This window comes from Cryobacterium sp. HLT2-28 (genome assembly GCF_004402495.1).
GTDB classification, from domain to species: domain Bacteria; phylum Actinomycetota; class Actinomycetes; order Actinomycetales; family Microbacteriaceae; genus Cryobacterium; species Cryobacterium mannosilyticum.
In genome coordinates, this window is sequence record NZ_SOFH01000027.1 from 65,178 (window position 1) to 78,670 (window position 13,493).

General features: G+C 69.8%; 13 protein-coding genes. 2 read left to right on the plus strand and 11 right to left on the minus strand.

The window, feature by feature from the left end:
* Positions 1 to 68: 68 nt before the first annotated feature.
* On the plus strand, positions 69 to 842 hold the full coding sequence (locus E3O48_RS14610) for an IclR family transcriptional regulator (protein WP_134539882.1): 774 nt from the start codon (positions 69 to 71) through the stop codon (positions 840 to 842).
* A gap of 40 nt (positions 843 to 882) precedes the next feature.
* Here the strand turns inward: E3O48_RS14610 and E3O48_RS14615 are convergent, their stop codons facing one another.
* The 4 genes from E3O48_RS14615 to E3O48_RS14630 all read right to left on the minus strand — a co-directional run bounded on the left by E3O48_RS14615 (position 883) and on the right by E3O48_RS14630 (position 4,128).
* Positions 883 to 1,257: a hypothetical protein gene (locus E3O48_RS14615; RefSeq protein ID WP_134539884.1), complete on the minus strand. Its 375-nt coding sequence runs from the start codon at positions 1,255 to 1,257 to the stop codon at positions 883 to 885.
* 71 nt (positions 1,258 to 1,328) lie between these two features.
* Positions 1,329 to 2,357: an alpha/beta hydrolase gene (locus E3O48_RS14620; protein WP_134539886.1), complete on the minus strand. Its 1,029-nt coding sequence runs from the start codon at positions 2,355 to 2,357 to the stop codon at positions 1,329 to 1,331.
* 104 nt (positions 2,358 to 2,461) lie between these two features.
* Entirely contained in the window at positions 2,462 to 3,622 is a 1,161-nt protein-coding gene (locus E3O48_RS14625; RefSeq protein WP_241982559.1) for an aromatic acid exporter family protein, read from the minus strand.
* On the minus strand, positions 3,619 to 4,128 hold the full coding sequence (locus E3O48_RS14630) for a GNAT family N-acetyltransferase (RefSeq protein WP_134539888.1): 510 nt from the start codon (positions 4,126 to 4,128) through the stop codon (positions 3,619 to 3,621). Before E3O48_RS14630 ends, E3O48_RS14625 begins: the two co-directional genes overlap by 4 nt.
* Before the next feature lie 264 nt (positions 4,129 to 4,392).
* Between E3O48_RS14630 and E3O48_RS14635 the strand changes: the two genes are divergently transcribed.
* Positions 4,393 to 6,642 carry a DEAD/DEAH box helicase gene (locus tag E3O48_RS14635; protein ID WP_134539890.1) on the plus strand — a complete coding sequence of 750 codons (2,250 nt, stop codon included), beginning with the start codon at positions 4,393 to 4,395 and terminating at the stop codon, positions 6,640 to 6,642.
* Positions 6,643 to 6,723: 81 nt separating this feature from the next.
* Here the strand turns inward: E3O48_RS14635 and E3O48_RS14640 are convergent, their stop codons facing one another.
* From E3O48_RS14640 to paaI, 7 genes are all read right to left on the minus strand, one after another.
* On the minus strand, positions 6,724 to 9,480 hold the full coding sequence (locus tag E3O48_RS14640) for a cation-translocating P-type ATPase (RefSeq protein ID WP_134539892.1): 2,757 nt from the start codon (positions 9,478 to 9,480) through the stop codon (positions 6,724 to 6,726).
* A 9-nt stretch (positions 9,481 to 9,489) separates the two neighbouring features.
* Positions 9,490 to 9,990: a universal stress protein gene (locus E3O48_RS14645; RefSeq protein WP_134539894.1), complete on the minus strand. Its 501-nt coding sequence runs from the start codon at positions 9,988 to 9,990 to the stop codon at positions 9,490 to 9,492.
* A 75-nt stretch (positions 9,991 to 10,065) separates the two neighbouring features.
* Positions 10,066 to 10,410 (minus strand): helix-turn-helix domain-containing protein, encoded by a 345-nt coding sequence (locus E3O48_RS14650; RefSeq protein WP_134539896.1) that lies wholly within the window; start codon positions 10,408 to 10,410, stop codon positions 10,066 to 10,068.
* A gap of 10 nt (positions 10,411 to 10,420) precedes the next feature.
* A complete protein-coding gene (locus E3O48_RS14655; protein ID WP_134509430.1) occupies positions 10,421 to 10,792 on the minus strand; it encodes a hotdog fold thioesterase in 372 nt (123 codons plus the stop codon).
* 145 nt (positions 10,793 to 10,937) lie between these two features.
* Positions 10,938 to 11,588, minus strand: coding sequence for a TetR/AcrR family transcriptional regulator (locus E3O48_RS14660; protein ID WP_134539898.1), 651 nt, complete (start codon positions 11,586 to 11,588; stop codon positions 10,938 to 10,940).
* Between the two features lie 126 nt (positions 11,589 to 11,714).
* Positions 11,715 to 13,025 (minus strand): phenylacetate--CoA ligase PaaK, encoded by a 1,311-nt coding sequence (gene paaK / locus E3O48_RS14665; protein WP_134539988.1) that lies wholly within the window; start codon positions 13,023 to 13,025, stop codon positions 11,715 to 11,717.
* 32 nt (positions 13,026 to 13,057) lie between these two features.
* The gene (gene paaI / locus E3O48_RS14670) at positions 13,058 to 13,492 is read right to left on the minus strand and encodes a hydroxyphenylacetyl-CoA thioesterase PaaI (protein WP_198413078.1); all 435 of its coding nucleotides are present in this window, start codon (positions 13,490 to 13,492) and stop codon (positions 13,058 to 13,060) included.
* Position 13,493: the final 1 nt, after the last annotated feature.

Here is a 13,493-nt window from a genome sequence, read left to right on the forward strand (position 1 = left end):
GGGCCATGCCACCACTCGTTTAGACTGGCTGCTGTCCGGGATCCCGGACATGGAGAGGAAGTTGTCGCATGGCCGGCTCGAAGGTTCCGGCGGCGGAGGCCACGCTGCGCATCCTCTCCCATCTGGCGGGGCAGCGCGGTCCGGTGCCGGCTTCGGCGATCGCCACGGCGCTCGGCCTGCCGCGGTCGACCGTCTACGACCTCCTGGCCGTGCTCGCCGACCGGGGCTTCGTGCTCCACCTGCCGGAGGAGCGCCGCTACGGGCTGGGCGTCGCCGCCTTCGAGCTGAGTTCCGGCTTCTCCCGGCAGCAGCCGCTCTCCCACCTCGGCCGCCCGCTGATCGCCGCGCTCGTGGACCGGATCGGCGAGAGCGCGCACCTCGTCGTGCTGCACGGCCGGGACGTGGTCTACCTGATCGAGGAGCGGGCGCCGCGCCGGCCCTCGCTCGTGACGGATGTCGGCGTGCGCCTGCCCAGCCACCTCACCGCGAGCGGGCGCGCCCTTCTCGCGGCGCTGCCGAATGCCCAGCTGCGCGCGCTGTATCCCAACGCGGCGGCGTTCGCCGCCCGCGACGGGCAGGGTCCCCGCACCTCCGGTGAGCTGCGCCGGCTGCTGGAGCGGGTGCGGGCCGACGGGTTCGCCCAGGAGGACGGCGAGATCACGGCGGGGATGGCATCCGTGGCCGTGGCGGTGCGGGACCACGCCGGCTGGCCGGCCGCGGGGATCGCGGTCACCTTCCCCCGAGAACGGATCGCGCCGGCGGAGTGGCCGGCCCTCGCCGCGGAACTGGCCGGCACCGCCGCGGAACTCTCCCGCCGCATCCGCGGGCGTCCGTCCGGCTGAGTGCTCGCTCCCGGAGCCTCGATCCGCCCCCGAAGCTGCCTCAGCCGGCGAACAGGGCGATCAGCAGGGCAACGTAGACGACGACGAACACGGCCGGCGTCACGAACCGCACCACGTTCACCCAGGGTGCCGCCGACAGGATGCGCCGGGTGACGGCCGACATGCCGCCCACGGCGCGCAGGTCGGCGATGACGGCCAGGGCCTCGTTGGCGGCGTTGATCTGCACCAGCGCGCCGAGGATGCCGGAGGCCAGCAGCACCCCGGCGGCCGCGACCCGCACGCTCGGGTCGGCTGTGGCCAGGCCCAGGACCAGGAAGCCCACCAGCGCCGTGAGCAGGAAGGTGGGGGCGACCTGGGACACGATGATGTGCCAGCGGGTCTTGACCCACAGGTTGATGAGCTCGGATTCAGTCATGCGGGGCTCCACTTCGATCGCCGCGGACGGACGACATGCTCCATTCTTACGCCCATCCGGTGCATCGAGGCTCAGTGTCCGAGCGCCCCATGCAGGAACGCGGCGACCCGTGCGCGGATGCCCTCGTCGAGGATGCCGATCGAATGCACCGCGCCGGGCACCGCGACCAGCTCGTGGTCGATGCCGAGGCGTTCGAGGTTCGTGCTGAACCGGGTGGCCTGGGCGAGGGGGATGAACTCGTGGTCGGACTGGGCGATGAAGACGGGCGGGTCGGTGCGGTCGAGTCGCCGGGCCGGCGATGCGGCGACGGCCTGGGGGCAGTCGGCGAGCGACGAACAGCCGAGGTACCGGAGCACGAGGTCCTGCAGCCGCTCCGAGGCTCCGTCGGTGGCGAGGGCCTGGCCGGTCAGGTCCGTCGGACCGGAGAGTTCGGCGACCGCGGCGACGCGTGACCCCTCGGTGAGCGGGCCCGAGCCTCGGGTGCCGAGGAGCAGGGCGAGGTTCGCGCCGGCCGAACCGCCGAATGCGCCGATCCGGGCCGGGTCGATGCCGAACCGGGCCGCGTTGTCGGGCCGACGGATCCATTCCACGGCCGTGGCGAGGTCGTCGATCGCGGCGGGGAACACCGAGGCGGGCGCGAGCCGGTAGTCGACCGAGTACGCGACGAACCCCTCCGAGGCGAGCCATTCGCAGACCCCGCGCCAGTCGTCGTTGGCCTTGTCGCCGCGAGTCCAGCTGCCGCCGTGGATGGACACGACTGCGGGCAGCGCCGCGGCGCCGGGGGTGCCGGGGGTCGATCCTGCAGGGGAGCACACGTCGAGGGCGAGCGGGGTGCCGTCGGCCTCGGTCGTGTAGACGACGTCGGCCGTGACCGTCACGCCCTCCGGCTTGGCGAACGTGCGGATGCCGAGCATCGACGCGCTGGGCGCTCCGACGGCGGTGCCCTTCGACGCGGCGATGGTCGCGTCGGGGACTGTCGTGCCCGACTGCAACCCGGCCAGGCCGGCGGTGCCGACGAGGGCGACGGCGAAGACGGTCAGGACCGTGAGCAGGCGGGCGCGCCGGGTGGCGAATCGGGTGTGGGGAAGGCGGGTTTTCACGAGTGCTCCGAAGTGCGGGGGTATGCCTTTGAGAATAGGTCGTCTTCCACCGGGCGGCGAATCCCGTTCGGGGGTGACGAGCGGCGCCCCCGCGCGCCCGCCGTTCAGGATGAGGACGGCGGGCGCACCGGTGGTTCTGCCGGGGCATCGAAAGGTTCTTCGGGTTCTTCGGGGCCTTCGAGGCGCGGGCGGAGGGCGGCCAGGATGCGCTTGACGTCCATCGCGATGGAGGAGGCCACCGCCATCGACGTGATCGGGGCGGTGTCCCTGCGCTCGTCGAGCTCGGCCATCAGCGCCTTGACTGCGGCATCCGCCTCGGTGATCGCCGCCTGTTCGGGGGCGTCCGGGTCCCACTCCGTCAGCGCTGCGGCGACCGCGGCCAGGGTGGCGCTCACGGCGGGCCGGAGCTCCGGGCGGAGTTCGAGGGGGACGGGTGTTCCCCAGACGGCGCCGGCCAGGACATCCGTCAGGTCGCGCACGTGGAAGGTGACCGTCTCGAAGGCGGACAGGTCGTCGTAGTCCGCGGAAAGGTCGCGGCGGTGGAAGCGCGCCCGCGGATTGCCCTTCCGACTGTCGTCGGCGTGCTGCAGCGCGGTCCTGACCTCGCGGCCGAGCTCCACGAGCGCCCGGTTGCGGGTGGCCCAGCCGTCGCGCTCGGGAGGCCAGGCCTCGGTCAGCGCCTGGGAGATCTCGGTGAGATGGTCGGCCAGGCTCGTGCGGAATCGCTTCAGCTGCAGGCCGACCGCGTCGAAGGCCAGCGGCGGCAGCACCAGGAGGTTGACGGCGAGCCCGATCACGATCCCGAGACTCATCTGCTCGAGGTACCCGATCGAGTAACCGTCGGCGTTCGGGCCGCCGATGATGAGCACGAACAGGGCCGTCACCGGGATGTACTCCCGGTTCGCGCCGAACCAGCCGGTGGCCGCGATCACGGCGCCGATGCCGACCGCGAGCGAGATCGTGAACACGTTGGGTTCGCTGAAGATGAGCACCGCGGCCGCCAGGAGGATGCCGACCACCAGCCCGCCCAGGGTCTGCAGGGCGTTCCTCACCGAGCTCATCAGCGTGGGGTACATGCTCACGAGCGCGCCCAGCGGTGCGTAGTAGGGGTACCCCTCGGCGACGCCCGGCAGGAGCGGCGCCACCGACCAGGCGATCGCCACGGCGACCGCGGCCTTCAGCGCCTGCACAAGCTTGGGGCTGGTGGCGCTCGTGCCCAGCCAGGAAATGGCGGTGCGCGCCGGACGTGCGACCGACCGTGTCACGGGGAGTCCGCCCCGCGGCTCGGGCCGGCCGCCGAGGTTCCGGGGCCGGTGAGGTCTTTCGCGAAGCAGACGCTGAACTCCTCACCCACGTACTGTCCGAACGGGGCGATCTCCCGGTAGCCGCACTGTCGGTAGAACGCCAGGGCGGCGTCGCTCTGCGGTCCGGTCTCCAGCACGACCTGACGGATGCCGGCGGCCAGGGCATCCGCTTCGGCCCGGGCGAGCAGGCGGCCGGCGACGCCGCGGCCGCGCGCGTCAGGGAGCACGAACATCCGTTTCAGCTCGGCAGTGCCGTCGCCCTGGCTCACGAGCGCGGCGATGCCCAGCGCCAGGCCGGATGCGTCCCGCGCCGCGTAGAAGGTCACGCCGGGCAGTTCGAGCTCGTCGACGCCGAGCAGGAAGTTGCTTTCGGGCGGGTAGAGGGACTGCGCGTACTCGGCGCTCTGGCGGAGCAGGGCGGCGATCCCGGGCTGCCTCGGCGACTCGATCGCGATGGTCGTCAGCATGGAATCAGACTAGACGGAGAAAGCACTCCGTGACTTAAGAGCATCGATCGGGTAACGTAGGTAAGTCGGCTCTTGACACCGCGCAATTTTTACGTGTGCGCGGATGGGTTTGTAAGTCAGGATGGGCCGGTTTCCCAGTAATCCGCTGGTGAAAAATCACTGTATGTGAACGGCCCCGGCCATAGACTGCCCGGGTTCTCAGGTTGCGTCGCGCATGTGCGTCGTCGTTCTGCCATGTACTCAACACAACCCAGGAACTTTTCTATGCCTAATAGCAAGAATCCGGCCGTCGGCCGTTCGAATAAGAATTACGATCCCAAGTACTCCGCCAAGGGCGGACCCGCACGCGGCGGCAGCGCCCCGGGCAGCAAGAGCCCCGGACACCGCGGCCACCACGACGACGCCGCGGCGCCGAAGAAGGCCCGCTGGAATGCCGGAGAGCGCGCGGACCGCGCCGCCGGCCGCCCGGCCAACGACCGTCCCGCCTACGGCAACGACCGCCCGGCCTACGGCCAGCGCTCGGAACGTCCCGCCTACGGTGACCGCCCGAACCGCACCGACCGTCCGGCGTACAACAACGACCGTCCCCGCACGGACCGTCCCGCCTACAACAACGACCGCCCGTCGTACAACGGCGCCCCGCGCACGGATCGCCCGACGCACAGCAACACCGAGCGTCCGTCCTACAACGACCGTGCTCCGCGCACCGATCGGCCCGCCTACAACAGCGACCGTCCCCGCACGGACCGTCCGGCTTACGGCGACCGTGCTCCGCGCACGGACCGCCCCGCCTACAACAATGACCGTCCCCGCACGGACCGTCCGGCCTACGGCGACCGTGCTCCGCGCACGGACCGGCCCGCCTACAACAACGACCGTCCCCGCACGGACCGTCCGGCCTACGGCGACCGTGCTCCGCGCACCGACCGCCCCGCCTACAACAACGACCGCCCGTCCTACGGCGACCGCGCTCCCCGCACGGACCGCCCCGCGTACAACAGCGACCGTCCCTCCTATGGCGACCGTCCGGCCCGCTCGAACTCCGATCGTCCGTCCTACGGTGACCGTCCGGCCCGCTCGAACTCCGATCGTCCGTCCTACGGTGACCGTCCGGCACGTTCCAACTCCGATCGTCCGTCCTACGGCGACCGTCCGGCCCGCACCGAGCGTCCCTCCTACGGGGACCGCCCCGAGCGCTCGCACTCCGACCGCCCGAACCGTTCGCACGACGACGGTGGCCACTCCAGCAACTTCTACCCGAGCCGCGACACCAAGGCGCACTTCGCCGCCGGTGACGACGTGGTTCTGGAGCGCCTCGAAGCCATCGCGACCACGGCGGCTGAAGTCGTCGGGGTGACCTTCGGCGATCTGGGCCTCGGCGAGAACATCGTTCGCGAGCTGGCCACCCTCGGCGCCGCTACCCCGTTCCCGATCCAGGCCGCGACCATCCCGGATGTCCTCGCCGGCCGCGACGTGCTCGGCCGCGGCAAGACCGGTTCCGGCAAGACCATTGCCTTCGGTGCTCCGCTCGTGGAGAAGCTGCTCGAGAACAACGGCGCCAAGGACCGCAAGATGGCTCGCAAGCCCCGCGCGCTCATCCTGGCTCCGACCCGTGAGCTGGCCCTGCAGATCGACCGAACCATCCAGCCCATCGCCCGCAGCGTCGGCCTCTTCACCACCCAGATCTACGGCGGCGTTCCGCAGTACCGCCAGGTCAGCGCCCTGCAGCGCGGCGTGGACATCATCATCGGCACCGCCGGCCGCATCGAAGACCTCATCGAGCAGGGTCGCCTCGACCTGTCCGAGGTTGTCGTCACCGTCCTCGACGAGGCCGACTACATGTGCGACCTGGGCTTCCTCGAGCCGGTTCAGCGCATCCTGCGCCTGACCAAGAAGGGCGGCCAGAAGCTCCTCTTCTCGGCCACCCTGGACAAGGGCGTCGCCCAGCTGGTCAAGGAATTCCTGACCAACCCGGCCGTGCACGAGGTTGCCGGTGAAGACCAGGCCTCCTCCACCATCGACCACCGCGTGCTCATGATCGAACACCGTGACAAGAGCGCCATCATCGGCCAGCTCGTCGACCGCCAGGGCAAGACGCTGATCTTCTCCCGCACCCGTGCCTACGCCGAGCAGCTCGCCGAGCAGCTCGAAGACGCCGGCGTGAAGGCGACCAGCCTGCACGGCGACCTGAACCAGGCCCGCCGCACCCGCAACCTGCAGATGCTGACCAGCGGACGCGTCAACGTGCTGGTCGCCACGGATGTCGCCGCCCGCGGCATCCACGTCGACGACATCGACCTGGTCATCCAGGCCGACGCCCCCGACGAGTACAAGACATACCTGCACCGCTCGGGCCGCACCGGCCGCGCCGGCAAGTCCGGCACCGTCGTGACGCTCATCCCGAAGCAGCGTCGCCGCCGCATGGACGAGCTGCTCGGCCGCGCCGAGATCGAGGCCAGCTTCACCAGCGCCGCCCCCGGCGATGCGGCCGTTCGCGACCTCGCGGACAGCTAGGCAGCGGTAGCCGCAGCACGACCTGGGAGGGGCATCCACCGTTACCGGTGGGTGCCCCTCCCTCGTTCCCGGCAGGCGGCGTCAGCGGCGGGCCGCGCGGCGGCCGGCCGCGCGCGCGATGGCCTTCCCTGTTTCCTCGATCCAGAGCACCGAGGAGCCGACCAGCACGGCCAGGCCCCACTGGGTCGCCGTGAGCGACGTGGTGTCGAAAAGTGCCTGCAGCACGTCGACCTGCACCACGAGGATCTGCAGGATGATCACGGCGACGAGAGCCACCCAGATGCTGCGGTTGGTGAAGGTCTGGAGCGAGAAGACGGAGTGGGTGTCCGAGCGCACATTGAGCAGGTTGAACACCTGGTAGAAGACGAAGGTGGTGAACGCGAGGGTGCTGGCGAAGGCAGGGTTCCCCGCGCTGTCCGGGAAGAGCGCCGGCGCCTGGGTGAGAACGGTGAGGGTTCCCGCGGCCATGACGAGGCCGAGCCCGAGAATCCGGAGCAGCCGCTCCCGGGTGAGCAGCCGTTCGTCAGACGGGCGAGGCGGCCGGTTCATCGTTCCGGGTTCGGCCGGGTCAACGCCGAGCGCGAGCGCGGGAGGCCCGTCCATGATGATGTTGACCCAGAGAATCTGGAGCGCGGTGAACGGTGCACCGGCGGCCCACCCCGTGACGCCCGCGATCAGGAAGATGAGCACGAAGCCCCACGCCGTGGTGAGCTGGAACCGGACGAACTTCAGAATGTTGGCATAGATGCCGCGACCCTCCCGCACCGCGGCGACGATCGTGGAGAAGTTGTCGTCGGTGAGGATCATGTTGGCGGCGCCCTTTGAGACATCCGTGCCGGTGATGCCCATGGCGATGCCGATGTCGGCCTGCTTCAGGGCCGGTGCGTCGTTGACGCCGTCGCCGGTCATGGCGACGACGTTGCCACCGGCCTGCAACGCCCTGACCACCCGGATCTTGTGGGCCGGGGTGACCCGGGCGAGCACACCATAGTCGGCGGCGCGGGCCGCGAGCTCGAGGTCGTCGAGGTCGTCGAGCGTGGGACCGGCCGCGGCTTCGCCCGGCAGGCCCAGGTTGCGGGCGATCGCCGAGGCCGTGACGAGATGGTCGCCCGTGATCATGTGAACCCGGATGCCGGCGCCGAGCGCCACCGCGATGGCCTCGGCCGCCTCGACCCGCGGGGGGTCGACGATTCCGACGACGGCGTAGAGGGTCAGTCCGGTGACCAGTGACCGACCTGAGTCGTCTCCCGGAACGGTTCCGGTGTCAAGCGTGCGTCCGGCGATCATGATCGTGCGGAGGCCCTCTCCGGCCAGCTCCTGGACGGCGTCGTGGATCCGTTGCCGCAGCGTGTCGTCGAGTGGACGGATGCCGTCGTCGGTCAGCACCGAGTCGGTCAGGGGCAGCAGAGCGCCCGGTGCGCCCTTGGCGAAGCAGCGGAGCTCGGGCGGTCGCGGGGGACCTGCCGCCGGCTCCGCCATCCGGTGGAACGTGGCCATGAACTTGTAGTCGGAGTCGAAGGGGACCTCGGCCACCCGCGGGTGGGCCCGCCGCGCGCCGGCGACGTCTACGCCACCCTTCTCGGCCAGCACGGCCAGAGCCCCTTCGGTGGGGTCGCCGACCAGCACGCCGTCGTTCAGCACGGCGTCGTTGCAGAGGGCCATGGTGAGGAACGCCTCTGTGAGGTCGGGCATCGGCCGGTCGTCGCCGGTGAGGATCCTGCCGTCGGTGGCGTAGCCCTCGCCGGTGATGCGGAAATCGCGGCCGTGGGTGTGCAGCCGGCGGGCGGTCATCTCGTTCATGGTCAGCGTGCCGGTCTTGTCTGTGGCGATGTGGCTGACGCTGCCGAGGGTTTCCACCGCCGAGAGCTGCTTGATGATGGCACCCTGGGCGGCCAGCCGGGAGGCACCCATCGCCAGGGTGAACGCGACCACCGCGGTGAGGCCCTCCGGTATGGTCGCCACGGCCAGCGACACGGCGGTGATCAGGAGCTCGGACCAGGATTCGCCGCGCACGAGACCCAGCACGAAGACGATCGCCACCACTACCAGTGCCGCAACGGTGAGTAGTTGGGCCAGCTGGTTGATCCTCCGCTGCAACGGCGTCTTGTCGTTCTTCACCTCGCTCAGGAGTGCCGCGATGCCGCCGACCGCCGTGCCCATGCCGGTGTCGGTGACCACCATGGTGGCCCGGCCACGGGTGACCAAAGTGTTCATGAAGAGCATGTTGGTGCGGTCGGCGAGCGGCAAGCCGGAATCACTCAGCGACGGGATCGTCTTGCCGACCGGCTCGGATTCGCCGGTCAGGGTCGCCTCCGCCACCTGCAGGCCTGCATTGACGATGAGGCGGCCGTCTGCCGGAACGGAGTCCCCGGCGTCGAGAAGCACGATGTCGCCCGGCACCAGGTCGGAACGCAGGACCTCGAGATCGGTGTCGTCCCGGCGAACGACGGCCTTGCCTTCCGACAGCTTCTGGAGCGCCTGGAGGCTGCTCTCGGCCCGTCGCTCCTGCACGTAGTTCAAGGCCGTGTTCAGGATGATCACGGCCAGGATCACGATCGGCGTCTCCAGCTCCCGGGAGACGAGGGCGCTCACGACCGCGGCCACCAGCAGCACGATCGTCATCTTCTCGGCGAGAAGGTGCGCGATCTTGCGCCAGGTCGGCACTCGGTTCGGCTCGACCAGCAGATTCGGTCCGTGGAGCCGCCGTCGGTCATCGACGACGGATGCCGCGAGCCCGGTCCCGGAGTCGACTCCGAGAGCCGCGGTGGTTTCAGCGGCCGACAGTGTGTGCCAGGCGGCGTGCTCGGCGGCTGCCGCCGCCTGTGGGTGGGCGGGCATCCGGTCGGGTCAGCGTCCCGGGCGCTTGCGTGTCACCAGCACCGGGCAGACCGCGAGCCGGGCGCACTGGTCGCTGACCGAGCCGAGCAGGAGGCCGGCCAGGTTGCCGCGGCCGCGGGAGCCCACCACGAGCATGCGCGCCTCCCGCGAGGCCTCGATCAGACTCTTCGCCGCCCCGGAGTGCACAGCCCGGTAGTCGACGCTCACGCCGGGGAATGCGTGCACCGACGCTGCGGTGTCCTCGATCACAGCGGCCCGAACCGCCTCCGAGTATTCGGCGAACGACGAGACGTAGCCGAACTCCCAGTTCGCGGGCTTGGGGGCGGTGTCGATCGACCACGCGCGCACGATCACGACCGGGGCGTGCAGCTGATCGGCGAGCCCGAGCGCGGTGGTGAGCGCGTAATCCGCATCGGTCGAACCGTCGTGCCCGACCACGATGCTGCCTGCCGGCGCTGGGGACGGTGGGGCTTCCGGGGTGCCTGCTGGGATGATGCCTTCGGTGCTCACGGCTTACTGACTCTCCGAACTGGATGACGAGTATGGCAGAACGATCAGGACACTCCCAGATTAGTGAACTCCAGTTCATGCGTCCAGTGTTCGGGGTGGGATCGGCACCAGCACGGCGAGCAATTCGTCAAGTTCGTGGCCGTCGGTCACCGGATGCCGGAACGGTCTCCCGGTGGCGATCTGATAGCTGTTCCGACGCCCGACCCTGGTTCTCGTGATGTAGCCGTCCGCCACGAGGTCGGCGACGATCTTCTGGGCGCCGCGCTCGGTGACTCCCACCCGGGACGCCACCTCGCGCATCCGGCATTGCGGATCCCGCGCGATCGTGACGAGAACGTGCCCGTGGTTGGTCAGGAACGTCCACCGGGCGTCGCTGCCGAGGGTGGGCCGGTTTTCCAGGTCGGGGTCCGCAGCGGTCATGTAGGGGAGACTAGTCCACCGGTGTGGGGTCAGGTAGCGGCGCGTCGATGATCAGGTTGGTGATTCGGGCGGTGCAGAGTCTGCGGCCCTGGTCGTCGCTGATCACGATCTCATGGGAGGCGATGGTGCGGCCCAGCCGGATGGCCGTGGCGACCCCGGTCACGACGCCCTCCCGCGCCGCGAGGTGGTGGGTCGCGTTGATGTCGAGGCCGACGGCGCTCCGGCCCGGCCCGGCGTGGATCACGGCCGCCCACGAGCCGAGCGCCTCGGCGAAGGCGACGGATGCCCCGCCGTGCAGCAGCCCGAACGACTGCCGGTTTCCCTCCACGGGCATCGTCGCGACGACACGTTCGGCGGACTGCTCGAGGATGGTCACGCCCATCTTCAGGTCGAGCTCGCCGAGGGTGATCTTCCAGCTGTCGTTCACGTTTCTCTTTTCCTGGTGACGGTGCTCGAGCCGGGCGAGCGAACGCTCAGTTGCGGAAAAAGCACCCTCGACGCGCGCGCGAAGGTGTTCTGTCCGCAAGTCAGCCCGCGCTTGGTGCCGCGAGGTCGGCGGACGCGGGCGGACCGCCGCGCGGGTTGACGCGGAGGCCGTCGAGCGCCACGGCGAGCACGTCGTCGGCGAGCTGGGCGGCATCCTCCGGGCCCTCCGGGCGGTACCACTCGGCGATCGAGTTGACCATGCCGAACAGCAGCCGGGTGACAACGCGCGGGTCGATGTCGCCGCGGAGCGAACCCTCGTCGCGCGCCTTGGTGACGAGGGTGGTGACGGCCCTGTCGAAGGCGCGCCGGCGGGACAGGGCCGAGCGCTCGACATCCGTGTTGCCGCGCACCCGAAGCAGCAGGGTCACGTACGGCAGCCGGTCGGTGAGCACCCGCACGGCCCCGCGCAACACCCGGGCGAGCCGGTCGATCGCCGGGCCGACCTGGGCGCTCTCCTCGGTGAGCACGCCCTCGAGGCCGTCCAGGGCCTCGGCGAGAGCGAGCTCGAGCAGCTCGTCCTTCGACGTGAAGTGGTGGTAGATCGCCGACTTGGACAGGGCGAGACGGGTCGCGAGCACGCCCATCGAGGTGGCGTCGTAGCCGAACTCGATGAACGCCGCCACCGCCACCTCGAGGATGGCGCGCTGATCGTAGCCGGGACGGCCCCGCCGGGTCAGAGCTTGTTCAGACATCACGGAGAAGTCTCTCATGGGCGTTACCGTCGAATTCGACGGAGATTTTCGTTTTTTGGAGCCCGGAAGCCCCGTTTTGGGGTGATTCGGCCAAAATCTCCGTCGAATTCGACGGGCAGGCGGCTGTTACCGCAGGTCGTAGACACGCTTGTGCTTGCCCGTGCTGCGCTCGAGCGTGCCCGGCTCCACGATCAGCACGTTCACGCTCGAACCGATCAGGTCCTTGATCCGGTGGATCAGCAGCGCGCTGGCGATGTCGGATGCCTCGTCGCTGGCGTGCTCGTGCCGTTCGATCCGCACGGTCAGCTCGTCCATCCGGTTCGGGCGGGTCAGCTCGATCACGAAGTGCGGCGACAGGCTCGGGATGCCGAGCACGATCTCCTCGATCTGGGTCGGGAACAGGTTCACCCCGCGCAGGATGATCATGTCGTCGTTGCGACCGGTGATCTTCTCCATCCGGCGCATGCCCGGCCGGGCAGAGCCGGGCAGCAGCCGGGTGAGGTCGCGGGTGCGGTAGCGGATGACCGGGAACGCCTCCTTGGTCAGGGAGGTGAAGACGAGCTCGCCCTGGGTTCCGTCGGGGAGCACGAGCCCGGTGTCGCCGTCGATGACCTCGGGCAGGAAGTTGTCTTCCCAGAGGTGCGGGCCGTCCTTCGTCTCGATGCACTCGTTGCCGACGCCCGGGCCCATCACCTCGCTCAGACCGTAGATGTCGAGGGCGTCGAAGTCGAGGCGGTCCTCGAGCTCCCGCCGCATCTGGTTGGTCCACGGCTCCGCGCCGAGCACGCCTGCCTTGAGGCTCGACGAGCGCGGGTCCATGCCGGCGGCGACCATGGCATCCGTGATCGTCAAAAGGTAGCTGGGGGTGGACATGATGACGTCGGGCTCGAAGTCCTGGATCATCTTGACCTGCTTGTTGGTCTGGCCGCCGGACATCGGGATCGCCGTGGCGCCGAGCGCCTCGATGCCGGCGTGCGCGCCGAGGCCGCCGGTGAAGAGTCCGTAGCCGTAGGCGTTGTGCACGCGCATGCCCGGCCGAACCCCGGAGGCGCGGAGGCTGCGGGCGACGAGGCCGGCCCACATGGCGAGGTCGTTCCTGGTGTACCCGACCACGGTGGGCAGGCCGGTGGTGCCGGACGAGGTGTGGATGCGGGCGACCTGGTCCATCGGCACGGCGAACATGCCGAACGGGTAGGAGACCCGCAGGTCGTCCTTGGTGGTGAACGGCAGCAGGTTCACGTCTTCGAGGGTGCGGATGTCGTCGGGGTGCACTCCGGCGGCGTCGAACTTGCGGGTGTACAACGGCACGTTCTGGTAGGCGAGGCGCACGGTCTTCTGCAGGCGACGCAGCTGCAGGGCCTGCAGCTCGTCGCGGGACATGCGCTCCTCCGGGTCGAGCTCATCGAGGGCGGGGGCGTGCAAGCGGGTCTTGGTCATCGTTGACATGGGGCCTCCAGGTTGAATGTGAACTAGCGAGAGGGTGCGGCGGTACCGGGCAGGGGCAGGTTGGTGGTGCGGCTTCGACCGCGGAACTCCGCGACCGGCACGTTGTGATCGTTGGTGACGCGCACGTCGTACAGTCCGGAACGCCCGTTTTTTGTGCGAAGCACTGCGGTCGCCGTGAGGGTCTGCCCCACGGCGGTCGGCTTGAGAAACGTGATGTCGGCGCCCGCCGCGAGCGTGACGTGGTGGTCGTCGTTGCAGGCGATCGCGAACGCCGTGTCGGCCAGGGCGAAGACGATGCCGCCGTGGGTCACGTCGAACCCGTTCATCATGTCGTCCCGGAGGACCATGGACACCACCGCGCGGCCCGGTTCCACCGCGCGAACGACCATGCCGAGTGCTGCCGATGCCCGGTCATTCTGCATCATGGCGCCGTTGGAGGGCGGTGAAGCATCCGTCATC